Source organism: uncultured Leifsonia sp. (assembly GCF_945957465.1).
In the GTDB taxonomy this organism is placed as follows: domain Bacteria; phylum Actinomycetota; class Actinomycetes; order Actinomycetales; family Microbacteriaceae; genus Leifsonia.
The window spans coordinates 37,451-60,149 of the sequence record NZ_CAMFLC010000016.1; the positions used below are offsets into that span (position 1 = coordinate 37,451).

At 69.8% G+C, this 22,699-nt stretch carries 24 protein-coding genes; 9 read left to right on the forward strand and 15 right to left on the reverse strand.

The window, feature by feature from the left end; translation table 11 throughout:
- The first annotated feature begins 6 nt into the window (after positions 1 to 6).
- Complete coding sequence (locus tag Q0Q23_RS09360; protein WP_295122361.1) at positions 7 to 1,413, forward strand: class II fumarate hydratase; 1,407 nt, start codon at positions 7 to 9, stop codon at positions 1,411 to 1,413.
- Positions 1,414 to 1,495: 82 nt separating this feature from the next.
- On the opposite strand, the gene Q0Q23_RS09365 is transcribed toward Q0Q23_RS09360, so the two are convergent.
- The 4 genes from Q0Q23_RS09365 to Q0Q23_RS09380 form a co-directional block, all read right to left on the reverse strand.
- A complete protein-coding gene (locus Q0Q23_RS09365) occupies positions 1,496 to 2,095 on the reverse strand; it encodes a prepilin peptidase (RefSeq protein WP_295122363.1) in 600 nt (199 codons plus the stop codon).
- 126 nt (positions 2,096 to 2,221) lie between these two features.
- The gene (locus Q0Q23_RS09370) at positions 2,222 to 3,565 is read right to left on the reverse strand and encodes a PhoH family protein (protein ID WP_295122365.1); all 1,344 of its coding nucleotides are present in this window, start codon (positions 3,563 to 3,565) and stop codon (positions 2,222 to 2,224) included.
- Between the two features lie 217 nt (positions 3,566 to 3,782).
- Positions 3,783 to 4,901 carry an aminotransferase class V-fold PLP-dependent enzyme gene (locus Q0Q23_RS09375; RefSeq protein WP_295122367.1) on the reverse strand — a complete coding sequence of 373 codons (1,119 nt, stop codon included), beginning with the start codon at positions 4,899 to 4,901 and terminating at the stop codon, positions 3,783 to 3,785.
- Between the two features lie 106 nt (positions 4,902 to 5,007).
- A complete protein-coding gene (locus tag Q0Q23_RS09380) occupies positions 5,008 to 5,802 on the reverse strand; it encodes an isoprenyl transferase (protein ID WP_295122369.1) in 795 nt (264 codons plus the stop codon).
- A 72-nt stretch (positions 5,803 to 5,874) separates the two neighbouring features.
- On the opposite strand from Q0Q23_RS09380, the gene Q0Q23_RS09385 reads away from it, so the two are divergent.
- The gene (locus Q0Q23_RS09385) at positions 5,875 to 6,678 is read left to right on the forward strand and encodes a hemolysin III family protein (protein ID WP_295122371.1); all 804 of its coding nucleotides are present in this window, start codon (positions 5,875 to 5,877) and stop codon (positions 6,676 to 6,678) included.
- A gap of 74 nt (positions 6,679 to 6,752) precedes the next feature.
- Here Q0Q23_RS09385 and Q0Q23_RS09390 read toward each other — a convergent pair whose 3' ends face one another.
- Entirely contained in the window at positions 6,753 to 7,004 is a 252-nt protein-coding gene (locus tag Q0Q23_RS09390) for a hypothetical protein (RefSeq protein WP_295122373.1), read from the reverse strand.
- A 138-nt stretch (positions 7,005 to 7,142) separates the two neighbouring features.
- On the opposite strand from Q0Q23_RS09390, the gene Q0Q23_RS09395 reads away from it, so the two are divergent.
- Both Q0Q23_RS09395 and greA read left to right on the forward strand, forming a co-directional pair.
- Positions 7,143 to 7,589 carry a DUF4307 domain-containing protein gene (locus Q0Q23_RS09395; RefSeq protein WP_295122375.1) on the forward strand — a complete coding sequence of 149 codons (447 nt, stop codon included), beginning with the start codon at positions 7,143 to 7,145 and terminating at the stop codon, positions 7,587 to 7,589.
- 121 nt (positions 7,590 to 7,710) lie between these two features.
- Positions 7,711 to 8,202: a transcription elongation factor GreA gene (gene greA / locus Q0Q23_RS09400; RefSeq protein ID WP_295122377.1), complete on the forward strand. Its 492-nt coding sequence runs from the start codon at positions 7,711 to 7,713 to the stop codon at positions 8,200 to 8,202.
- An 83-nt stretch (positions 8,203 to 8,285) separates the two neighbouring features.
- Here the strand turns inward: greA and ilvA are convergent, their stop codons facing one another.
- From ilvA to Q0Q23_RS09435, 7 genes are all read right to left on the reverse strand, one after another.
- On the reverse strand, positions 8,286 to 9,551 hold the full coding sequence (ilvA, locus tag Q0Q23_RS09405; RefSeq protein WP_295122380.1) for a threonine ammonia-lyase: 1,266 nt from the start codon (positions 9,549 to 9,551) through the stop codon (positions 8,286 to 8,288).
- Between the two features lie 55 nt (positions 9,552 to 9,606).
- The gene (locus Q0Q23_RS09410) at positions 9,607 to 10,848 is read right to left on the reverse strand and encodes an AI-2E family transporter (protein ID WP_295122382.1); all 1,242 of its coding nucleotides are present in this window, start codon (positions 10,846 to 10,848) and stop codon (positions 9,607 to 9,609) included.
- 45 nt (positions 10,849 to 10,893) lie between these two features.
- A complete protein-coding gene (locus Q0Q23_RS09415) occupies positions 10,894 to 11,481 on the reverse strand; it encodes a hypothetical protein (RefSeq protein WP_295122384.1) in 588 nt (195 codons plus the stop codon).
- A gap of 127 nt (positions 11,482 to 11,608) precedes the next feature.
- A complete protein-coding gene (locus Q0Q23_RS09420) occupies positions 11,609 to 12,673 on the reverse strand; it encodes an ABC transporter ATP-binding protein (RefSeq protein ID WP_295122436.1) in 1,065 nt (354 codons plus the stop codon).
- Positions 12,673 to 13,500, reverse strand: coding sequence for an ABC transporter permease (locus Q0Q23_RS09425; protein WP_295122386.1), 828 nt, complete (start codon positions 13,498 to 13,500; stop codon positions 12,673 to 12,675). The genes Q0Q23_RS09420 and Q0Q23_RS09425 overlap by 1 nt, the downstream gene beginning before the upstream one ends.
- Positions 13,497 to 14,474, reverse strand: a complete 978-nt coding sequence (locus tag Q0Q23_RS09430; RefSeq protein ID WP_295122388.1) for an ABC transporter permease subunit — start codon at positions 14,472 to 14,474, stop codon at positions 13,497 to 13,499. The genes Q0Q23_RS09425 and Q0Q23_RS09430 overlap by 4 nt, the downstream gene beginning before the upstream one ends.
- Complete coding sequence (locus tag Q0Q23_RS09435; RefSeq protein ID WP_295122390.1) at positions 14,453 to 15,592, reverse strand: ABC transporter substrate-binding protein; 1,140 nt, start codon at positions 15,590 to 15,592, stop codon at positions 14,453 to 14,455. The genes Q0Q23_RS09430 and Q0Q23_RS09435 overlap by 22 nt, the downstream gene beginning before the upstream one ends.
- 144 nt (positions 15,593 to 15,736) lie before the next feature.
- Here Q0Q23_RS09435 and Q0Q23_RS09440 point away from each other — a divergent pair, with 144 nt between their 5' ends.
- Complete coding sequence (locus Q0Q23_RS09440) at positions 15,737 to 16,945, forward strand: winged helix-turn-helix domain-containing protein (protein WP_295122392.1); 1,209 nt, start codon at positions 15,737 to 15,739, stop codon at positions 16,943 to 16,945.
- Between the two features lie 72 nt (positions 16,946 to 17,017).
- Complete coding sequence (locus Q0Q23_RS09445) at positions 17,018 to 17,446, forward strand: hypothetical protein (protein WP_295122393.1); 429 nt, start codon at positions 17,018 to 17,020, stop codon at positions 17,444 to 17,446.
- An 87-nt stretch (positions 17,447 to 17,533) separates the two neighbouring features.
- Here Q0Q23_RS09445 and Q0Q23_RS09450 read toward each other — a convergent pair whose 3' ends face one another.
- Together Q0Q23_RS09450 and Q0Q23_RS09455 are read right to left on the reverse strand one after the other, a co-directional pair.
- Complete coding sequence (locus Q0Q23_RS09450) at positions 17,534 to 18,418, reverse strand: M48 family metalloprotease (protein WP_295122395.1); 885 nt, start codon at positions 18,416 to 18,418, stop codon at positions 17,534 to 17,536.
- A gap of 7 nt (positions 18,419 to 18,425) precedes the next feature.
- Positions 18,426 to 18,992 (reverse strand): LemA family protein, encoded by a 567-nt coding sequence (locus tag Q0Q23_RS09455; protein ID WP_295122397.1) that lies wholly within the window; start codon positions 18,990 to 18,992, stop codon positions 18,426 to 18,428.
- A 151-nt stretch (positions 18,993 to 19,143) separates the two neighbouring features.
- Here Q0Q23_RS09455 and Q0Q23_RS09460 point away from each other — a divergent pair, with 151 nt between their 5' ends.
- Genes Q0Q23_RS09460 through Q0Q23_RS09470 form a run of 3 tightly spaced genes read left to right on the forward strand, consistent with a single transcriptional unit; the run spans position 19,144 to position 21,310 of the window.
- Positions 19,144 to 19,779: a TetR family transcriptional regulator gene (locus tag Q0Q23_RS09460; protein ID WP_295122399.1), complete on the forward strand. Its 636-nt coding sequence runs from the start codon at positions 19,144 to 19,146 to the stop codon at positions 19,777 to 19,779.
- 8 nt (positions 19,780 to 19,787) lie between these two features.
- A complete protein-coding gene (locus tag Q0Q23_RS09465; protein ID WP_295122401.1) occupies positions 19,788 to 20,579 on the forward strand; it encodes an ABC transporter ATP-binding protein in 792 nt (263 codons plus the stop codon).
- Positions 20,576 to 21,310 (forward strand): ABC transporter permease, encoded by a 735-nt coding sequence (locus Q0Q23_RS09470; RefSeq protein WP_295122403.1) that lies wholly within the window; start codon positions 20,576 to 20,578, stop codon positions 21,308 to 21,310. Before Q0Q23_RS09465 ends, Q0Q23_RS09470 begins: the two co-directional genes overlap by 4 nt.
- A 69-nt stretch (positions 21,311 to 21,379) precedes the next feature.
- Here Q0Q23_RS09470 and Q0Q23_RS09475 read toward each other — a convergent pair whose 3' ends face one another.
- Positions 21,380 to 22,687 carry a D-arabinono-1,4-lactone oxidase gene (locus tag Q0Q23_RS09475; protein WP_295122438.1) on the reverse strand — a complete coding sequence of 436 codons (1,308 nt, stop codon included), beginning with the start codon at positions 22,685 to 22,687 and terminating at the stop codon, positions 21,380 to 21,382.
- Positions 22,688 to 22,699: the final 12 nt, after the last annotated feature.

Here is a 22,699-nt window from a genome sequence, read left to right on the forward strand (position 1 = left end):
CACACCGTGGTGGACACCCAGTCGGGTACCGATTACCGCATCGAGCACGACACGATGGGCGAGGTGCGGGTTCCCGCAGCCGCCCTCTACGGTGCGCAGACGCAGCGCGCCGTCGAGAACTTCCCGATCTCGGGTTCGGTTCTCGAGCCGGCCCAGATCGCCGCGCTCGCCCGCATCAAGAAGTCGGCCGCGCTCGCCAACGCTCGTCTGGGCGTCCTCGACGCCGACGTCGCCGAGGCCATCGCAGCGGCCGCCGACGAGGTCGTCAGCGGCGCCCACAACGGGGACTTCCCGATCGACGTGTACCAGACCGGCTCCGGCACGTCGTCCAACATGAACATGAACGAGGTGCTGGCGACGCTCGCCACCCGGCGTCTGGGGCGGCCGGTGCACCCGAACGACCAGGTCAACGCCTCGCAGTCGTCGAACGACGTCTTCCCCACGTCGGTGCACATCGCCGTCACCGGCGCGCTGATCGACGACCTCATCCCCGCCCTCGACCACCTCGCTGTGGCGCTCGAGGAGAAGGCCGAGCTCTGGGCGACGGCCGTCAAGTCGGGCCGCACCCACCTCATGGACGCCACACCGGTGACCCTCGGCCAGGAGTTCGGCGGCTACGCCGCGCAGATCCGCTACGGCATCGAGCGCGTGCAGGCGGCGCTGACGCGCGTGGCGGAGGTCCCGCTCGGCGGCACCGCTGTCGGCACCGGCATCAACACCCCGATCGGCTTCCCGCAGCTGGTGATCGAGCTGCTCACCGCCGAGACCGAGTTGCCGATCACCGAGGCGCGCAATCACTTCGAGGCCCAGGCCAACCGTGACGCGCTGGTGGAGGCCTCCGGTGCCCTGCGCACCATCGCCGTCAGCCTCACCAAGATCTGCAACGACCTCCGCTGGATGGGCTCCGGCCCGAACACCGGCCTCGGCGAGCTGCACATCCCCGATCTGCAGCCGGGCTCCTCCATCATGCCGGGCAAGGTCAACCCGGTCATCCCGGAGGCCGTGCTGATGGTCGCCGCCCGTGTCGTCGGCAACGACGCGACCATCGCCTGGAGCGGTGCCTCCGGTCTCTTCGAGCTCAACGTCGCGATCCCGGTCATGGGCACCGCGCTGCTCGAGTCGATCCGCCTTCTCTCCCAGGCCAGCCGGGTGCTCGCCGACAAGACGGTCACCGGTCTCGAGGCCAACCTCGACCGCGCTCGCGCGTTCGCGGAGTCGAGCCCGTCGATCGTGACGCCGCTCAACCGCGTCATCGGCTATGAGGCGGCCGCCAAGGTCGCCAAGCACGCGGTCGCCCAGGGTATGACCGTGCGGGAGGCCGTGATCGACCTCGGCTTCGTCGAGCGCGGCGAGGTCACCGAGGAGCAGTTGGATTCGGCGCTCGACGTGCTGAGCATGACCCACCCGGGCTGAGCCCGCACCGCGCTCCGCACTCCATCGAGGCGCCCCTTCTTCGCTCGGCCTGCGCCGTGCGGAAGGGGCGCTTCGTCGTCGCTCACCACGAGAGTGCGACCGTCCAGAACGTCGCAAGCAGCACCGGCCCGAACGGCAGCTCGGTAGGAGCGGCGACCGGTCTCCGGGCACCGGAGGCCAGCATCACCCCGGCCGCAAGTCCGCCGAGCACGAGCGAAGCCACCGCCCAGGCGACGACGGCTCCCCCGGCGGCGGCCACCGCGGCGCCCGCGCCCGGCATCCCGAGCCCTCCTCCCGGCGGCGCGCGCTCCGCCACGACTGCGGCCAGAGCCGCCCCGAGCAGCATCGCGAGCTTCACGTCGCCCATGCCGAGCCCGCCACCGGATGCCAGCACGAGGAACGCCACCAGCACGCCGAGCGCGCACACCACCGCTGCGACCGGCACCTCCAGGCCGCGGCCTCCGCCCAGCGCGCTCCAGACCACCCCCACGGCCACGAAGGCGAGACCGGGCAGCACCAGCGCATCCGGGAGCCGCCGTTCGCGCAGGTCGTACTGCACCAGCGCTGTCGTCACCGTGGCGACGTACAGCGCCCCGACTGCGGCCGGTCCGGCGTCGCGTGCCCCCAGCAGTGCGACGCCCAGACCGGCCGCAAGGGCGATCCGGATCGTTGTTTCCCCCATGGCCCCACGCTAGGCGCGGGTCTCTGGCGAGATCACGATTCCACAGCGAATACCTGAATCCTAGAATCGCCCAGAATGTGGCGGGTTCTTTCACCCGACCCTTCATCACGGCCGGGCGGCGGCAGCTCAGGCGAGTTCGTTGGCCTCCAGCATCTCCGTCACCAGCGCCGCGATCGCGGAGCGCTCCGACCGCGTCAACGTGATGTGCGCGAACAACGGGTGTCCCTTCAGCGTCTCGATCACCGAGGCGACGCCGTCATGCCGGCCGACCCGCAGGTTGTCCCGCTGCGCGACGTCGTGGGTCAGGACGACACGCGAGTTCTGCCCGACGCGGCTCAGCACCGTCAGCAGCACGTTGCGCTCCAGCGACTGCGCCTCGTCGACGATCACGAACGCGTCGTGCAGCGAACGGCCGCGGATGTGCGTCAGCGGCAGCACCTCGAGGATGCCGCGATCTTGAACCTCGTCCAGCACGTTCTGCGACACGAGAGCACCGAGCGTGTCGAACACGGCCTGTCCCCAGGGGTTCATCTTCTCGCCCTGGTCGCCCGGGAGGTAGCCCAGCTCCTGGCCGCCGACGGCGTAGAGGGGGCGGAAGACCATGATCTTCTTGTGCTGCTGCCGCTCGAGCACGGCCTCCAGACCGGCGCACAGGGCGAGCGCCGACTTGCCGGTGCCGGCCCGACCGCCGAGCGAGAGGATGCCGACCTCCGGATCGAGCAGGAGGTCGATCGCCAGGCGCTGCTCGGCGCTGCGGCCGTGCAGACCGAACACGTCCCGGTCGCCGCGCACGAGCTTCAGCTCGCCGTCGGCGACGACGCGCCCGAGTGCCGAACCGCGGTCGGAGTGCACGATGAGCCCGGTGTTCACCGGGAGGCCGTCGACCTGCCCGGTGCGCATCCACTCGTTCTCGTAAAGCGAGCTCATCTGGTCGCTGCCGAGGGAGATCTCCGCGAGTCCCGTCCATCCGCTGTCCACGACCTGCTCGTGCCGGTATTCCTCGGCGGCGAGGCCGATCGACGAGGCCTTGACACGCATCGGGAGGTCCTTGGAGACCACCGTGACGGCCAGACCGTCGTTCGCGAGGTTCATCGCGACGGCCAGGATGCGGGAGTCGTTGTCGCCGAGCTGCATCCCGCTCGGGAGCACCGACATGTTGGAGTGGTTGAGCTCCACGCGCAGCGAGCCGCCGTCACCGACCGGGATCGGGAAGTCGAGCCGCTCGTGCTGGACGCGCAGGTCGTCCAGGTTGCGCAGCGCCTGCCGCGCGAAGTACCCGATCTCCGGGTCGTTCCGCTTGCCCTCCAGCTCGCTCACGACGACGACAGGGATGACGACAGCGTGCTCGGCGAACCGGAAGATCGCCTTGGGGTCGGACAGCAGCACCGATGTGTCGAGCACGTACGTGCGCTCGCTCTGACGGATACCGCTCGATGCCGACTCGAACTGCCGGGTTCCTGATTCAGCCACGACCACTCCCACCCCGCCGCTCCGCTTCCGCGAGAGCCGGCGGATACTTTGGCGAGCCGGCCAGTGGGTTCCGAAACGAACTTATGTGGCCGTCTCGATCGGGCGCCGTGCCCGATGAGTCGAACGTACGCCGCACGTCCGACAGCGCGGGTCCCGTCGACCGCGTGTCGTGTTTCGGTCAGGTGAACATTCGCCCCCAGTTGTGGGAGGCGCGCGATCAGGTCGCGGAGGCGTAGGAGGTCAGCGCGGCGCGCAGCATGTCGATCGTCTCCTCCGTCGTCCCTGCGTGCACGCTGATGCGAGCACTTCTCTCGCGGACCTTGGCGGTGACGCCGTGATTGAACAGGGAGGCCGCGAGCACGGTCAGCTGCTCGGGCAACGGCTCCAGCACCACGATGCCCGCGCGCTCGGCGGCGTTGCGCGACGATGCGACCGGGACGGCGAACTCGTCCGCCAGGTCGATCACCTGCTCGACCAGCTCGGAGATCGCGGCCGAGATCGCCGGGACGCCCACGGCGGCGACCTCTTCGAGCGCCGCCGCGAAGCGGGCCTCCGCCACCGGGTCGGGGTTCGAGACCGTGAAGGCCGATGCGTCGCGCGCCGGCTCGACGACCTCGTCCCACCGCTCGCCTGCACCGGTCCCGACCCACCCGCTGAAGACCGGGGTCAGGTGCTCGACCGCGCGCTCGCTGAGCGCGAGGAAGCCGGTGCCCCAGCCGGCGCGGGTCCACTTCTGGCCGCCGGAGACGACCACGTCGGCCACCTCGAACGGCGCATCGACCACGCCGAAGCCCTGGATCGCGTCGACGATGAGCAGCCGGTCCCCGATCACCTGGCGGATGCCGTCGATGTCGGCGAGGTAGCCGGTTCGCGAGTCGACGAGACTCACCATCACGGCGCTGGTGGCGTCGGTGATCTGCTGCTTGATCTGCGCGGGCGTGACCCGGCCGTGGTCGGTCTCGAGCCACACGGGCGTCACCACGTGCATGGCCTGAGCGGCACGGGCTGCGGCATAGGTCACGCTGGGGAACTCGGCGGGCGACAGCAGCACCTCGCCGCCGGTCAGGCCGAAGGCGGCGTGCATGAGGCCGGTCGACGCGTTGGGCTGGAACGCGATCCTCCCGACGGGGAAACCGGTCAGAGCGGAGACCGCCTCCCGCACGCGACCGGACTCGGCGTGCATCCGGTCGACGGTGCCGAACCGCGCCTTCGCGAGCATCTCGTACTGACCGAGCACCTCCGCGTGCACCGCCCGAGACAGCGGGCCGACGCGGCCGTAGTCGAGATAGCCGGGCTCCTCGCCGAATCCGGCGGCGAACTCCTCGATCGTCGTCATCCTGACCTCCGCCACCATCCTGCCCGCCGCACGGCGGCCACGGCGAATCGACGCCCGGGCGGAGCGGCTTCACGCCGAGGTTCACCCGGGGCGGCCGGGCGGATGGTCAGGAGCCGTAGCGGCGCTGGCGCCGCGAATAGTCGCGCATCGCGCGCAGGAAGTCGACCTCGCGCAGATCGGGACCCAGGGCCTCCACGAAGTAGAACTCGCTGTGCGCGCTCTGCCACAGCATGAAGTCGCTCAGCCGCTGCTCGCCCGACGTGCGGATGACGAGGTCCGGGTCGGGCTGACCGCCGGTGTAGAGGTGCGCGCCGATGAGATCCGGGGTGAGGAGGTCGGCCAGCGTCTCGAGGCTGCCGCCCTCGGCGTGGTGGGCCGCGACGATGCTGCGCATCGCATCGGTGATCTCTTTGCGGCCTCCGTAGCCGACGGCCAGGTTGACGTGCATGCCTGTTCTGCCGGCCGTGCGCTTCTCGGCTTCGGCGAGCGCCTCCACGAGCCGCGGCGGGAGGCCGGCGGGCGAACCGACGTGCTTGATGCGCCAGTCGCGGTAGCGGGAGAGGTCGTCCGCCAGCTGGGCGATGATCTCGATCAGGTCGGTGAGCTCGGAGCTGTCGCGGTTGGTCAGGTTGTCCGACGAGAGCAGGTACAGCGTCACGACCTCCATGCCGAGGTCGTCGCACCATTCCAGGAACTCGCGCATCTTCGCCGCGCCGGCGCGGTGACCGTGGGCGACCGTGGTGAGCCCCGCCTGCCGCGCCCACCGTCGGTTGCCGTCGATGATCATCGCGACGTGCCGCGGCAGCGATTCCCGGTCGAGCCCGGCGAGGTAGCGCCGCAGCCGCTTCTGATACAGCCCGTAGAGCAGGCCATTGGCCGTCTCGGAACTCCGTCTGCTCACGCAGCTACGTTAGCGCGGCCCACGGGGCACGTCTCCCAGCATCCGGCCACCCGTCTCCCCTACTCTTGCTCCATGACGCCGCGTAACACCCCCGAGCCCGAGGATGTCGCCGAGCTGCTCGCCGAGCCGGCCGCCGGCCTCCCGCCTGCCGACGCCGCGGTCAAGGAGGACGACTCCCGGGGTCCGCAGCTGCCCAACATCCCCCTGCTCGACGCCTCCCCGGCGAATCCCGCCGACATCAAGCCGACCTGGCGCGGCTGGATCCACGCCGGCACGTTCCCGGTCACCATCGCGGCGGGTATCGTCCTCATCTGCCTGGCCCAGGGCGCCCCGGCGAAGTGGGCGTCGGCGGTCTTCATGCTGACCTCGATGCTGCTGTTCGGCAACTCGGCGCTCTACCACCGGTTCAACTGGAGGCCGCGGACGAAGGTCGTGCTCAAGCGCATCGACCACGCCAACATCTTCCTGCTGATCGCCGGCACCTACACGCCGCTCGCGGTGCTGGCGCTGCCCCCGCAGAAGGGCATCGTGCTGCTCAGCGTCGTCTGGTGCGGCGCCCTGCTCGGCATCGGCTTCCGGGTGTTCTGGATCACCGCCCCGCGGTGGCTCTACGTGCCGATCTACCTGCTGCTCGGCTGGGCGGCGATGATGTACATCGTCGATCTGGTGAACGCGAACGTGGCGATGATGGTGCTGGTGTGCGTCGGCGGCGTCTTCTACACGATCGGCGCGGTGATCTACGGCATCAAGCGCCCGAACCCGTTCCCCGGGGTGTTCGGTTTCCACGAGATCTTCCACACGCTGACCGTGCTCGCGTTCCTCTGCCATTGGACGGCGACCCTGCTGATCGCCCTCCATCCCGCCTACAACGGCTGACGCGGGCGGCCGAGGCGGCACGAACTGCGGGTGGATCGCTCGAGACGGCGCAGAATCTGCCGCCTCGAGGGCGACTACTTCTCGTCGTCGGTGCGCTCGGCGGCCTGCTCGGCGTCCAGCTTCTCCGCGATCTCGGCGCGGTAGCGCACGCGCCGGATGCGCCGGACCATGTCGATCACCAGCAGCACAGCGGCCACCGCGATCAGGAACGTCACCGTGAAGCCCACGACGCCCGGCGTCACCTGGTCCTCGTTCGGGCCGGAGCTCGGTGTCGGGGTCGGCGTGGCGGCCAGCCAGACGCCGGCCTTCAGCAACAGCTGAGGCATGGGGGATGCTCGCTTTCAGGTCGGGAGCCGAGCAGGGCGCGAAGCGTGATTCACAGCTTCGTCTCCTAGTCTTGTTCCAGCCTACCGTCGCCCTGACGGCGGGCCTGAACGCGCACCGAGAGGCAGACGGCGACAGCGATGGCACGCACGACACACCAGCCGTCAGCACCGGCTCCGTCCGTCGCCCCCGAGTCGCCCACCCTCCAGTCCCGCTACGGCCGCACCCCCGGCCGACGCCGCCGCGATCGCTGGCTGCTCGCCGCGGGCGGCCTCGCCGTCCTCGCCGTCGTCACCGCCTGGGCGTTCTGGGCCGGCTGGGACAACAACCAGGCCGATCTCGAGACGACCGACACGGCGTACTCGATCCCCGACGCCCACCACGTCGAGATCACCTTCACCATCAACACGAAGCCGGGAACCGGCGTGACCTGCGCACTGCAGGCGCTCAACGAGGACTACGCGATCGTGGGCTGGCGGATCGTCAGCTATCCCGCCAGTGACGCCCGCGTGACGACGCACACCGAGACCATCCGGACCATCGCGCAGAGCAACACCGGTTTGATTAACACCTGCTGGCTGACCTAACATTCTCTGGATACGCCCCGGCCGAGGCCGGGGCGTCTACTTTACCCACCGGCACTGCACCACCGGCTTCGGCCGGGAATCAGCCGAAGCGGTTCGCACCGCAGGCGCGAAGGAGTTCACCATGTCCCAGGAGTCTCAGGTCACGTTTCTGACCCAGGACGCGTACGACCGTCTCTCGGCCGAACTCGAGGAGCTCAGCGTCAACGGCCGTAATGAGATCGCGAAGCGCATCGAGGCGGCCCGCGAAGAGGGCGACCTCAAGGAGAACGGCGGCTATCACGCCGCCAAGGACGAGCAGGGCAAGATCGAGGCCCGCATCGTGCAGCTGACGAACCTGCTGCGCAGCGCGACCGTCGGCGAGGCACCGCAGAGCCACGGTGTCGTGGAACCCGGCACCGTCATCACCGCGATCATCGCCGGTGACGAGAGCGTGTTCCTGATCGGCAACCGCGAGATCGCGGCCGGGACGGACCTGCCGGTCTACAGCGAGCAGAGCCCGCTCGGCGCCGCCATCCTCGGCCTGAAGGTCGGCGACACGACCGAGTACACGGCTCCCAACGGCCGCCAGATCGCGGTCGAGATCGTCAAGGTCGAGACGTACACCGGCCAGTAACGGCGCCACCGACCCCCGCATACCGGAGACCGCTCGTCCGAACATCGGATCCGAGCGGTTTTCTGTATTCGGAGCGGGCCGGGCTATTCCTCTTCGAGCACCGGGTCGTAGCCGGCCTGGCGCAGCACCTGGATGACCTGCTGGCGATGCTCGGTGCCGCGCGTCTCGACCGAGACGACGAGCTCGACCTGGCTGAGCTGCAGCCCGTTGCCGTGCCGCGTGTGCAGCACCTCCACCACGTTGGCGTTGACCCCCGCGAGGATCTCGGCGATGCGGGCGAGCTGACCCGGGCGATCGGGCAGCATGATCGAGAGCCGCAGGTAGCGGTCGGAGGCCGCGAGCCCGTGGGCGATCACACGCTGCATCAGGAGCGGGTCGATGTTGCCGCCCGACAGGATGGCCACGACCGAGCCGGGCCCCTCGTGCTGCACGTGCCCCGCGAGGATGGCGGCGACGCCGGCGGCTCCGGCCGGCTCGACCACGAGTTTGGCGCGCTCCAGCAGCACCAGCAGGGCGCGGGCCATGTCGTCCTCGGTGACGGTCACCACCGCATCCACGGCGTCGCGGATGATCTCGAAGTTGAGGATGCCCGGCTTGCTCACGGCGATGCCGTCGGCGATCGTGGCGACCAGCCCGATCTCGGTCGGTTCGCCGGCCTCCAGAGAAGCCGGATACGGTGCGGCATTGGCCGCCTGCACGCCGATCACCCGGATCGTGCGTCCCTCGCGGGCGGCGCGCTGCTTGACCGCGCTCGCCACACCGGAGATGAGACCGCCGCCGCCGATCGGGACGACGATGGTCGAGACGTCGGGCACCTCGTCGAGGATCTCGAGGCCGAGAGTGCCTTGACCGGCGATCACGTCGGCGTGGTCGAACGGCGGGATGAGCACCGCGCCGGTCTCGGCCGCGAAGTCAGCAGCCGCGCGCAGCGTCTCGTCGACGATGCTGCCGCTCAGCACCACATCGGCGCCGTACGCCCGCGTCGCCTGGAACTTGGGGATCGCGACGCCGACCGGCATGAAGATCGTGGCGTGGATGCCGAGCTCGCGGGCGGCGAAGGCGACGCCCTGCGCATGGTTGCCTGCCGACGCGGCGACGACGCCCCGCTCGCGCTCCTCGGCCGTCAGCTTCGAGAGCCGGTGGTATGCCCCGCGGATCTTGTACGAGCCGGTGCGCTGGAGGTTCTCGCACTTGAGGATCACGGGGGCGCCGATGACGTCGGTGAGGTACCGCGATGTCTCGATCGGCGTCGGCTGCGCGACCCGGCTCACGATCGCGCGCGCGGCTTCGATCTCGTCGAGGCTGGGGCCGGCGAACGGTGTGCGCGTCGATTCGGTCGCGGTGTCCACTCGCACAGCCTACTCGCGGTCATATACCGCCGGATGTATGCGAACCGGGCGCGGGCTACGGGCGACGCAGGGGACGCGGGACGGTCTCCCAGATCGCTCCGGCCGGAGGCTCCACGACCTCCGGAGGCGCTGTGCGCCACGCGCCCGACGAGACGTAGTGGACCATCACGTTGAGCACCGCGACGAAGGGCACGGCGAAGAGGGCGCCCGGGATGCCGGCGAGCAGCGATCCGGCGGCGACGGCGAGCACCACCGCGAGGGGGTGAACCTTGACGGCGGTGCCCATGATCAGCGGCTGCAGCACGTGTCCCTCGATCTGCTGCACCAGCAGGACGATCCCGAGCATGATGAGCGCGAAGACCCAGCCCTTGAACACGAGAGCGATGAACACGGCGAGCGCCCCCGTGATCACGGCGCCGACGATCGGGATGAACGACCCGAGGAACACCAGCACCGCGATCGGGATGACCAGCGGCAGCCCGAGGAAGAACGCGCCGAGTCCGATGCCGAGGGCGTCGATCGAGGCGACGAGGACCTGCACCTTGGCGAAGTTGCGGAGCGTCGTCCACCCCTCCCGGCCCGCTCCGTCCACCGCGCCGCGCGCGTTCTTCGGGAAGATCCGCACGATCCACCCCCAGATGCTGCGCCCGTCGATCAGGATGAACAGCACGCTGAACAGCGTCAGCAGGGCGCCGGTGAGCACGTGTCCGAGCGTCGAGCCGATGGAGAGCGCGCCCGAGATGAAGACCTGGCTGTCTTGCTGGATGGACGTCCAGATCGACTGGAACGCGCTGTCGATCTGATCGGGGGTGAGTCCGAGCGGTCCGGTGGTCAGCCAGGCGCGGAACTGGTCGAACGCCGCCACGGACTGTGTCTGCAGGGCCTGGCTCTGCCGGGTGACCTGCCAGATGGCGAGGTAGAACAGGCCGCCGACCACGACGATCAACGTGAGCAGCGCCGTGACGATCGCGAGCCAGGACGGCCAGCGGTGGCGGCGCAGGAAGTCCTTGAACGGCACGAGCAGCGCCGCGACGAGCACCGCGATCAGGACGGGCACGACGATGAGGCGCAGCTGCACGATCAGGAAGATCGCGACCGCGATGACCGCTCCGATGACCAGCAGGCGCCACGACCACGCCCCGGCCAGGCGCACACCGCGGGGCAGCGACTCGTCGACCGGAGTGAGCGGCGCCTCCAGGTCGCGTCGGCGTCTCAGGAAGCGTGCCCGGATCGACGGTCCCCGATCGTCCTGCGGTGCCGACGGGTTCGTGCCCGCCGGGGCGTCGCTGTCTGCCATGCCCGCCAGTCTAGGGGCGTGACGTCGACGTTCCTGTGGATCCGTTCAGGGTTCGAAGACGAGGGGTGGATGCTCGATCCAGGTGTTGAACCACGACCACGACGGGCCGGACGACGTCTGCTGGATCGAGGCGTAGACGACCTGGCCCGGCGGGACGTTGTGCAGGCCCACCTGGACCGAGACGTTGCCGTTCACGGTCTTCACCCCGGCTCCGGTGACAGTCCCGGGGCCGGCGTAGCCGCCGACGGTCAGCGAGACCGGCCCGCTGGTGGAGACGAGGAAGGAGACGACGTAGTCCGCCGCCGCCGTCGCCCCGTACGCACCCGGGTCGAAGTGGACGGACACGCCCGGGCCTCCCGAGGGGACCTGCCGGAACGTGAACGACGCGTACGGCGTTCCCGACGTGTCGGTCTGCATGATGTCGGATGCGATGAGGGTCAGATTCGTGCGGCCCTTGCCCACGGTGTGGGTCGGGCTGATGATCTCGATGGGGAAGATGAAAGGCGGCCAGCGCAGGATGTCGCCCGGACGGATCCGAGTGACCACGTCACTCGGCGAGAAGGTCTTCACGAAGGATGTGGGGTCGATGGCGTCTGAGACTTCGGCGTCCGCCCCCGGGACGATGCCAGACATGAGAATTACTCTACTAGCGCGCCCGCGCCCGCGCGACCGTGCCTCCACGGATCTCGAAGGGCGCCTTAACGCCCCTAAAACGGCGTCTTCAGGGCTTTAAGGCGCCCTTCGAGAGCGTCGCCCCGACTCAGGCGGCGGGCGCGACGGTGACAGGTGTGCCGGAGAGCGCGAGGTGCACGCGCTCGCCCGGCGTGGGCTGTTCCCGCGCGCCGTGCTGGACGGCCAGCTCCGACCCGTCGGCCAGCCGCACGCGGGTGCGCCGCAGCGCGCCGAGGAAACTGCTGGTCAGCACCTCGGCCGGCAGTCCCTCCGTCGTCAGCAGCAGATCCTCGGGGCGCAGATAGGCGATCACCGGGCCGTCTGCAGCGGGAGCGGCAAGCGGCACGGCCTGGCCGAGCACCTGCAGCACGCCGCCGGACACCGCCCCGGGCACCCGGTTGGTCAGGCCCACGAACTCGGCCACGAAAGCCGTCGCCGGGCGATGGTAGAGCTCTTCCGGCGTTCCGATCTGCTCGATGGCGCCCGCGCGCATGACAGCGACGCGGTCCGCGACGGCGAGCGCCTCCTCCTGGTCGTGCGTGACGAAGAAGGTCGTGATCCCGAGCTCGGTCTGGATGCGGCGGATCTCCTCGCGCAACTGCACGCGCACCTTGGCGTCGAGGGCCGACAGCGGCTCATCGAGCAGGAGCACGCGCGGCTCGGTGACCAGCGCCCGGGCGAGCGCCACCCGCTGCTGCTGGCCGCCGGACAGCTGGTGGGCGTACCGCCCGGCGTGGTGGTCGAGACCGACGAGTTCGAGCGCCTCGGCCGCGCGGCGGCGGCGCTTCTCGGCCGCCACCCTGCGCATCCGCAGCCCGAACTCGACGTTCTGGCCTGAGGTGAGGTGCGGGAAGAGCGAGTACGACTGGAACACCATCCCGAGATCGCGCCGGCTCGTCGGCTCGTCGGTGACGTCGCGCCCGTCGATGAGGATGCGTCCGGAATCGACGCGCTCGAGCCCGGCCAGCGCGCGCAGCGCTGTGGTCTTTCCGCAGCCCGACGGGCCGAGCAGCGCGATGAACTCCCCCGGCGCGGCCTGCAGCGAGAATCCGGCGAGACCGGCGCCCCCGCCGAAGTCGCGCACCAGCCCGTCGAGCTCGACGGTGGAGCCGACGCGCGCGGCGGCGACGGAGGATTCTGCGAGGACGGTCATCATGAGCCTTTCAGAGCGTGGCCGCGCGTGCGCCGGCGGGAACCGACGACACGATCGACGACGACGAGGAGGACGAACGCGAACACCAGCGCCAGCAGGGCGAAGATGACCGCGACGAAGGGGTCTGACTGCGAGACCAGCAGCAGAGAGGTCTGCAGGTTCACGCGGCTGAGCAGGGAGGCTATGGTGAACTCGCCCAGCACGACCGCGACGGACAGTGCGGACGCGGCAAGGATCCCGCGGCGCAGGTTCGGCACGAGCACCCGCCAGAAGACGGTCCCCCAGCCGGCGCCGAGGGAGCGCGCCGCCTCGCTGAGCGTGATCATGTCGACCGCGGCGACGTTGCTCTGGATGGCGCGGTACGCGTACGGCAGGACGGTGATCCCGTACGCGAACGCGAGCGTCCAGGCGCCAGAGCCGAAGATCTCGGTGACCACGGCGTACGTCGGCGCGAGCCCGACGACCATCACGATCGCCGGGATCATGATGGGCAGGAGACAGACGGCCTCCAGCAGCCGGCGCAGCCGGGCGAACCGCAGCTCGATCAGCACGATCGTCGGCAGCAGCACCAGCAGCACGATCGCGACAGTGACGACCGCCAGCACGAGCGAGTTGCCGAGACCCTGGTACACGCGGTCGTAGCGCGTCGTACCGCCGCCGAAGACCGCGATCCAGCGGTCGAAGCTGTAGACGCCGGGCTTGGCCGTGCGAAGGGTGAACTCCAGCATCGACAACAGCGGGATGAGGAAGAACGCGCCGAGCACGACCCAGATCACCGTGCGGACGACGGGGCCGGGCCCGAGCCGCAACGGGTTCTGCCCGCTCATCGTTGCCACCTCGCCGTGCGGCGGACGAGAGCGGAGTACGCCAGCATGACGACGACCATGACCACGAGCATCCCGAGCGCCATCGAGCCTGCCAGGTTGGCGCGTCCGAGGACGGTCTCGGAGATGAGCGCCTGGCGGATCTGCAGCGAGACGATGTTGTTCGCCTGCCCGACCAGCGCGGCCGCGGTCGCGTAGGACGAGAAGGCATTGGCGAACAGCAGCAGCAGGCTGCCGAGGAACGACGGCAGCAGGATGGGGCCGCCGACACGGGTCCAGTAGGTCCAGCGAGTGCCGCCCAGCGTGGCGGTCGCCTCGAGCCACTGGGGGCGCAGTCCCTCCAGGGCAGGCAGGAACGTGATGACCATCAGCGGGATCTGGAAATAGAGGTACGGGAGGATCAGCCCGGGCACGGTGTAGAGCCAGACGCCGTTCTCGTAGATGTTGATGTGGAAGACGTTGCGCAGCAGAACCGTCACCAGCCCCTGGGCGCCGATCGTCGCGATGAAGGCGAACGCGAGCATGACACCGCCGAACTGTGCGAGGACACTGCTGGCCGAGTCGACGACGGAGCGGGCGGCGCCGCCCGGGCGCGAGTGCAGCATCGCGAAGCAGAGCGCGGCCCCCGCGATGGCTCCGACGATCGCGGTGACGGCGGAGAGCCAGAACGCGCCGAAGAACGAGCCGGCGATCGCCGGTTCGGCCAGTCCGGTGATGTTGGACCAGGTGAAGCGCCCGGCGCCGTCGACGAAGCCGCTCCCCACCGCCACGAGGGTGGGCACGGCGAGGAAGACCACGACGTAGAACGCGAACGGCGTGAGGCCGAGGACCGCGGCGGCGCCACGGCGGCGGCGCCGCTTCGGCCCGGCCGGGCGCGACGACGGCTGCCGCCGGGAGTCACGCGAGGTGATCCCGGCGGCAGCATCGGCCGCTGGAGCGGCGAGGGTCTCGGTCATCAGCCGACCGCGTTGGCCCACTTGGCGTTGAGGAGCGTGCCCGCCGCGGTGGCCTGCTTGTCCGTCATCACGGCCACCTTGTCGAGCTTGCCCGGGAAGTCCTTGGTGTCGAGCGTGCCCGCCTTCTCCATGGCGTCGACGCGGGCCGGGTAGGCGCCGCCCTTCAGCCACGCGTTCTGAGCGGCGTCGCTGTAGAGGTACTCCTCCCACAGCCGTGCGGCGGCGGGGTGCGGGGCGTCCTTGTTGATCGCCTGGTTGTAGTAGCCGACATACGCGGTGCCCGGGAGCACGACATACTTCCAGTTCACGCCGCCCGACTTGATGGTGTCGGAGGTCGCGTAGCCCTTCTGGTTGAACGACCAGTCGAGGAGCACCGGGGTCTCGCCCGACGCGATGGTGTTCGGCTTGCCGTCGGCGGCGTTCCAGTTGCCGGCCGCCTTGAGCTTGGTGAACCAGTCGATGCCCGGGGTGAGGTCGTCGAGAGTGCCGCCGTTCTGCAGATCGGCGTACGCGACGGCGCCCGCCGCTGCGGCGGCCTGGGTCGGGTTGCCGTTGAGCGCGACGGCGCCCTTGAACTCCGGCTTCAGGAGGTCGGAGAACGACTTCGGAGCCGTCTTGATCTTGTTCGCGTCGTAGCCGACCGACATGACCCCGTAGTAGCCGACCTTCCAGAGGCCGTCCTTCTCCTTCTGGGCGGCGGGGATGTCGGCGAAGCCGGTGGGCTTGTAGGGAGCGAAGTACTGCGTGTTGGCCAGCGCGACGGAGGAGCCGATGTCGAAGGTGTCCGGAGCGGTGTCCTGGCCCTTCAGCTTCTTGGCGGCGTCGATCTCCTCCTGGCTGGACGCGGAGTCCTGGCTCGGGTTGATGGTGATGCCGTACTTCTTGGTGAAGCCGTCGAAGATCTCCTGGTAGTTGGCCCAGTCGCCCGGCGTCGCGATGATGTTGAGGCTGCCCTCCTTCTTCGCGGCGGCGACGAGGGCGTCCATCCCGCCCGCCGAGGCCACGTCGGTGGCGGTGGCGACCTTGCCGGTGTCTGCTGTGCTGCTCGCGTTCGCGCCGCCGGAGCAGGCGGCGAGCGAGAGGGCGACGACGGTCGCAGCGGCGGCGAGGCCGGCGACGCGAGCGCGCTTGTTGATCACGGAATATCCTCCAGTGCACGGGTTGATCGCCGGGCGTTCGACCCGGCTCGTCGCAACGCTAGGCAGGCCGGGGTACGCGCGGGCCAGCGGAGGGTGACCAGTCGGTGAACGGCCGATGTCGGACCGCCCCGATAGGGTCGACGCGTGGTCGAACAGCTCTCCCCCGCTCTCGCGCGCCGCATCGCGCTCGCCGCCCAGGGCTTCGGCCGGCCGCGCCCGGCGGTGGTGGGCACCCGCCAGCTGAACGCACTCGTCGATCGCATCAACCTGCTCCAGATCGACTCGGTCAACGTGTTCGAGCGCAGCCACTACCTTCCGGCGTTCGCGCGGCTCGGCGTCTACGACCGTACGCTGCTCGACAGACTGACGTTCGACGCCCGCGGGCCGCACACCGAGTACTGGGCGCACGAGGCGGCATTCGTGCGCAAAGACGACTGGCCGCTGTTCCGGTGGCGCATGCGGTTGTATCGCGAGCGCTACGGCACCGGTAACGCGTGGTTCGCCGCCAACGAGAGCACCCTGCAGTGGCTGCGCGCCGAGCTGGCCGAGAAGGGGCCCCTGGCGGCGAGCGAGATCGAACACGATGCCAACCGGCGCTCCGGGCCGTGGTGGGGGTGGTCGGAGGTCAAGCGGGCGCTGGAGCGGATGTTCCTGTTCGGCGAGGTCGCGATCGCGGGCCGCACCCGCTTCCAGAGGCGCTACGGGCTGGTCGACGACGTGCTGCCGGCGCACGTGCTCGACCGCACCGTCGACGATGAAGACGCCATCCGCGAGCTGGTGCGGCGTTCGGCGGTCGCGCACGGCATCGGCACCGCGCGCGACCTGGCCGACTACTACCGGCTGAAAGGCCCCGCGGTGCAGGTCGCCCTTCAGCAGCTCGAAGACGCGGGCGAACTCATCCCCGTGCAGGTGCGCGGATGGGAGGCGCCGGGAGGCCGCCCGCTGAAGACGTGGATGCACCGGGACGCCCGCAAGCCGCGGTCGATCGAGGCCGCCGCGCTGCTGTCGCCGTTCGACCCGGTCGTCTGGTTCCGCGATCGCGCCCTGCGCATGTTCGGGTTCCATTACCGCATCGAGATCTACACCCCGGCGCCGCAGCGGGTGTACGGCTACTATTCCCTCCCGATCCTCCTCGACGACGACCTCGTCGGCCGCATCGACCTCAAAAGCGACCGTCAGGCCGGCGTCCTGCGCGTGCAGTCGGCGTGGACCGAGTCGGGCCACGGCGGCCCCATCGCCGAGCGGCTCGTGCCGCTCCTGGCGCAGACGGCGGCCTGGCAGGGCCTGGGCGAGGTGCGTGTCGCCGACGGCGCGCGCGGCGACCTCGCCCCGGTGCTCGCCGCCACGCTCTGATCCACCCGTGGTCGGGCGAGCCGGCGCTACGAACCCTCGCGGAGCCGCGGCGCGCGGGGGTAAGGTGCGGGCATGAGTTCACCGCTGGAGTATCTGAACGCCGACGGGGCCGACGAGGCCGACTACGAACAGCCCATGCGCGAGCTCTTCGCCTACCGCGACGGCGATCATTGGCTCGACGGGATCGTCACCGGCGTCAAACGCGGATCCGACGGCCGGGCGTGCGTCCAGTTCGACGGTCGCATGTGGGTGGGCACCGACGACATCCGCGAGTCGAACCACTACATCGCGGTACTGCTGAACCCGGACTCGACGGTCTACGCGGAGGTCATCACGGGTTACCGCGATGGGGCGCCCGCCGACCTGATCCGTGACATCGACGTGGTCGACGGCTCGAACAACGCCGGGACCGAGTGGCGGCCGGTCGACGAGCAGCCGGTCGGAACGCGCGTGCGCTACCGCTACACCGGCACCGCCGAACTCGAGGCCGCCGAGGCGTAATACCGCGCCGCGCGCGCCGACATTCGTCACGAATCCCTACATTCGTGGCACGAATGTGGACATTCGTGACGAATCATGCGGCTCGGGTCAGAAGGTGGAGCCCATCTTCTCGAGGCGGTCCACGCGTTCGGGGATGGGCGGGTGCGTCGAGAACAGGCGGCTCATCAGGCTGGGCTTGAGCGGCTCGGCGATCCAGAGGTGCGCCATGCTGCTGTTCTGGCGTCGCATCGGCTGGCCGTAGTCCTGCAGCTTGAGCAGGGCGCTCGCCAGGGCGTCCGGGTGGCGGGTGGTCATCGCACCCGTCGCATCGGCGAGATACTCGCGCTGGCGCGATACCGCCAGCTGCACCAGTGTGGCGACGAGCGGAGCGATGATGGCCGCGATCAGACCCGCGACGAGCACGAACGGATTGCCGCCGTTGTTGTTGTTGCGGTTGTTGCCACCGAAGAACGCCATGCGGACGAAGATGTCGGCGATGAGCCCGATCGCGACCGTGAGGCCGAACACGATCATCGACAGGCGGATGTCGTAGTTGCGCACGTGCCCGAGCTCGTGCGCCATCACGCCCTCCAGCTCGGCGTCGTTCATGATGTCGAGCAGACCGGTGGTCGCCGCGACCGAGGCGTGCTGGGGGTCCCGCCCGGTCGCGAACGCGTTGGGCGCGGGATCGTTGATGATGTAGACCGCCGGCATCGGCGTCCCCGTCGTGATCGAGAGGTTCTCGACGACGTTCCACAACCGCGGATTGTCGGCCTTGGTGATCGGAACCGCCCCGGACATGCTGAGCGCCTGACTGGAGGCCATGAAGTACTGGAACACCGCGTAGACGATCGCGCCGATCGCGACCCACGCCAGGATCGCCCAGCTGTTGTAGATGACCGAGAACAGCCATCCGAGCGCACCGATGAGAACCAGGAACAGCAGGATGATGAAGACGGTGTTGCGCTTGTTCCTGGCGATAGCCCTGTACATCGACGACCTAGAACTGAACGCGCGGCGGCTCGGCGATCGCCGCCAGGTTGTCGACCTCGAAGAACTCGCGCTCGCTGAAGCCCAGACGGCGCGCGAACAGGTTGTTGGGGAAGACCTTGATCTTCGTGTTGAACTCGCGCACCCCGCCGTTGTAGAACCGGCGGGAGGCCTGGATCTTGTCTTCGGTGTCGACCAGGTCGGCCTGCAGTCGCAGGAAGTTCTGGCTCGCCTGCAGCTGCGGATACGCCTCGGCCACGGCGAAGATGCTCTTCAGGGCGGTCTGCATGTGCCCCTCGGCCACGGATGCCTCGCCCGGCGTCTGTGCGCTCAGCGTCTCGGCCCGCGCCTTCGTGACGGATTCGAACACCCCGCGCTCGTGCGTGGCGTAGCCCTTGACCGTCTCGATCAGGTTGGGGATGAGGTCGGCACGACGCTTCAGCTGCACCGTGATGTCGCTCCAGGCCTCGTCGACCCGGACCTTGAGCGTGACCAGCGAGTTGTACGTGGCCCAGAAGTAGATTCCGATGATCGCGACGAGCACGACGACGATGATGACCGGAATGAGCCATTCCATTGCGGGAACTCCTATGCGTCTGGGCGCTGATCGACGGCGCTGACAGCATCCTAACGGGCGCGGATGCGCCTCCCACCGCCTTCCCACCACTCTCGAAGCAACCGCAATGCGGATGGACAGCGCCCCGCCGCCGGGGTGCACAATTGCTGTCGTGAGCGAGATCGCCGAACGCCGTAGCCGCGGCCGCCCGCGCAAGGAGCGCGGGGCGGCCTCCACCCGTTCGGCCATCGTGCGCGCCGCCGCCGAGGAGTTCACCGAGCGCGGCTACGAGGCCGCCTCGCTTCGCGCGATCGCCCGTCGCGCGGGCGTCGACTCGGCCCTCGTCCACCACTACTTCGACGACAAGGCCGAGCTGTTCACCGCGACGCTGGAGGCGCCGTTGCGCCCCGACCGCGTGATCGACATCGTGCTGAGCGCCCCGCGCGCCGAGATCGGCGAGACACTGGTGCGCTATCTGCTCACCCAGCTGGAGGACGAGCGCGCCGCGGGCCGGATGGTGCTCATCCTGCGCACAGCGCTGGGCAGCGGCGCCGGGACGCGCATGCTGCGGGAGTTCCTGACGCGGGAGGTGTTCACCCGCCTGGCCGCACTCGCCCACTCGGACGATGCCGACTTGCGCGCCGACCTGGCCGCCTCGCAGATCGTCGGCCTGATGATGACGCGTTACGCCCTGAAACTGAAGCCGGTCGCCGACGCCGGCCCGGACGAACTGGCCCGGCGGGTCGGGCCGGTGATCCAGTGGCACCTGTTCGGCGATCTTGACGGACGGGTCGGCGCGGGCGAATAATTCATCGCATGATGAATTCAGGCGCCGTCGTCGTCATCGAAGGCCTACGGGTGCGCCGCGGTCGCACCGCGGTGCTCGACGGGCTCGACCTGAGCATCCCGCGTGGACAGGTCATCGGCCTGCTCGGGCCGAGCGGGTGCGGCAAGACGACGCTGATGCGCTCGATCGTCGGCGTGCAGCGGGTCGCGGGGGGCCGGGTGGAGGTGCTCGGCCAGCCGGCCGGGTCGGCGGCCCTGCGCCACCGGGTCGGCTACGTGACGCAGGCCGCGAGCGTCTACGACGACCTCACCGTCCGGCAGAACCTCGCCTACTTCCGCCGTGTCCTCGGGGCGGGAAAGGACGACGTCGAGCGCGCGATCGACGCGACCGACCTGGGGGCGAACGCCGGCCGACTGGTCTCCACGCTCTCCGGCGGCCAGCGCAGCCGCGTGTCACTGGCGGCCGCGCTGCTCGGCTCCCCCGACCTGCTGGTGCTCGACGAGCCGACGGTCGGTCTCGACCCGGTGCTGCGCGTCGAGCTGTGGTCGCTGTTCCACCGGCTCGCCGACGGCGGCACGAGCCTCCTGATCTCGAGCCACGTCATGGACGAGGCGACGCGCTGCGACCGCCTGCTGCTGATGCGGGACGGCGCGATCCTCGCCGACACGACGCCGGAGCGACTGCTGGCCGAGACCGGCGCCGCCGACGCCGAGGGGGCCTTCCTCACCCTGCTGCGCCGGCACCATCCGCGCCACGCGCTCGCCGAGCCGGCGGAGGGCGACGGCGATCCCGGCGCGGAGGAGGAGAGGGCCGCACGATGAACGCCACCCGCACGCTCGCCACGGCCGGCCGCGTCCTCACCCAGATCCGGCACGACCCGCGCACGATCGTCCTCCTGGTCGTCGTGCCCAGCCTCCTCATCGGCCTGGTCGCCTGGATCTTCACCGACACCGACGTCTTCGCCACGATCGGTCCGGCGATGCTGGCCCTGTTCCCGTTCATCGTCATGTTCCTGGTCACCAGCATCACCACGCTCCGGGAGCGTCGCACGGGAACGCTGGAGCGGTTGCTCTCGATGCCGCTCGGCAAGGGCGACTTCATCCTCGGGTACACGTTGGCGTTCGGGGTGCTCGCCGTCATCCAGTCGCTCGTCGCCTCCGGGTACGCCATCTGGGTGTGCGGGCTGACGATCAAGGGCGACGCCTGGCTGCTGGTGGCTGTGGCCGTGACGGACGCCGTGCTCGGCAGCACGCTGGGCCTGTTCGCGAGCGCCTTCGCCCGCACCGAGTTCCAGGTGGTGCAGTTCATGCCGGCGATCGTGTTCCCGCAGATCCTGCTCGGCGGGATCTTCCTGCCGCGCGACCAACTGCCCGCCGGTCTCAAGGAGATCAGCGACTGGCTGCCGCTGTCGCACGCCGTCGACGCGCTCAACGCGGTGGCGACGGACTCGCACGACGCCGCCTACGTGGGAGGCCAGCTCCTCATCATCGGAGCGTTCGCCGTCGGCGCCGTCGTCGTCGGCGCCCTCACCCTCCAGCGCCGCACCGCTTAGCGCGCGAGGCGGCGCGAATTCGCCCCGAATCCGCCGAGGAGGCGCATCATGCGCCGCCTCGGCGTTCGCTCAGGGGCCGAGCACCCGGCGGAGGTAGGCGTTCTCGAAACGTCGGTCGGGGTCGAGACGGTCGCGGGCGGCGAGGAAGTCGTCGAACCGGGGGTACGAGTGGCGCAGCGAGGACGCGTCGCGGTAGTGCATCTTGCCCCAGTGCGGTCGGCCGTCGTGTGCCTTCATGATCTCCTCGACAGCGGTGAAGTACTCGGTCGGATCCTCCCGGTAGTACCGATGCACGGCGATGTAGCCGGTCTCGCGGCCGTACGCCGTCGACAGCCAGTTGTCGTCCGCCGCCGCCGAGCGCACCTCGATCGGGAAGGAGATGCGCCAGCCGCGACGCTCGATCAGGGCCTTCACCTCGCCGAGCGCGCCGGGCACCGCCTCGCGCGGGATGGCGTACTCCATCTCGCGGAAGCGCACCGTCCGGTTCGTCACGAAGACGCGCGGCGAATGATCGGTGAAGTCGCGATTGCCGGTGAGGCGCTGCGCCAGCCGACTGAACGGCGGGATGATCGCCGGCGCCACCGTCCCGACGGCGCAGACGCCCCGGTAGACGCCGTTGGCGAGCAGTTCGTCGTCGATCCAGCGGCCGACCGGCGAGAGCGGCGCGCGCTCCGAGGTGAGCGGCAGACGCGTGTTCGTCTTGGTGAGACCGGTCTCGGTGTGCGGGAACCAGTAGAACTCGAAGTGGTCCTCCGCTGCGGACCGGTCGAGATAGGTGTCGAGCACCTGCTGCAGCGGCTCCGGGCGCTCCACCGCCTTCAGCAGGTAGGCGGGCACGCACTGCAGGGTGATATCGACGACCACCCCGAGCGCCCCGAGCCCGAGGCGCACGGCGGGGAGCAGCTCGGCGTTCTCATCCTCGGACACCGTCAGCAGCTCGCCGGAGCCGGTGACCAGCGTGACCGCGACGATCTGCGTCGCGAGGCCGCCGAACGAGCCGCCTGTCCCGTGCGTGCCCGTGGACGTCGCCCCCGCGATGGTCTGCCGGTCGATGTCACCCATGTTCTGCAGGGCCAGGCCGTACGGGCGCAGCAGCCGCGGCAGCTGGTGGAGGCGCGTTCCCGCGGCCAGCCGCACCCGCGCGCGTTCCACGTCGACGTCGAGCACACCGCTGAGGTCCTCGAGGTCGAGCAGCACGCCCGGCGCCGCGGCGATCGCGGTGAAGCTGTGACCGGCGCCGACCGCCTTGACCCGCATCCCCTGCTTCGCCGCTGCCGCCACTGCGCGCTGCACGGCCCCGGCGTCTCGGGGTCGCTCGATGCGCTGCGGCCGGATCGACTCGCTGCGGCCCCAGTTGTGCCACACCCCGTTGCGCATGACCGCGCCCGT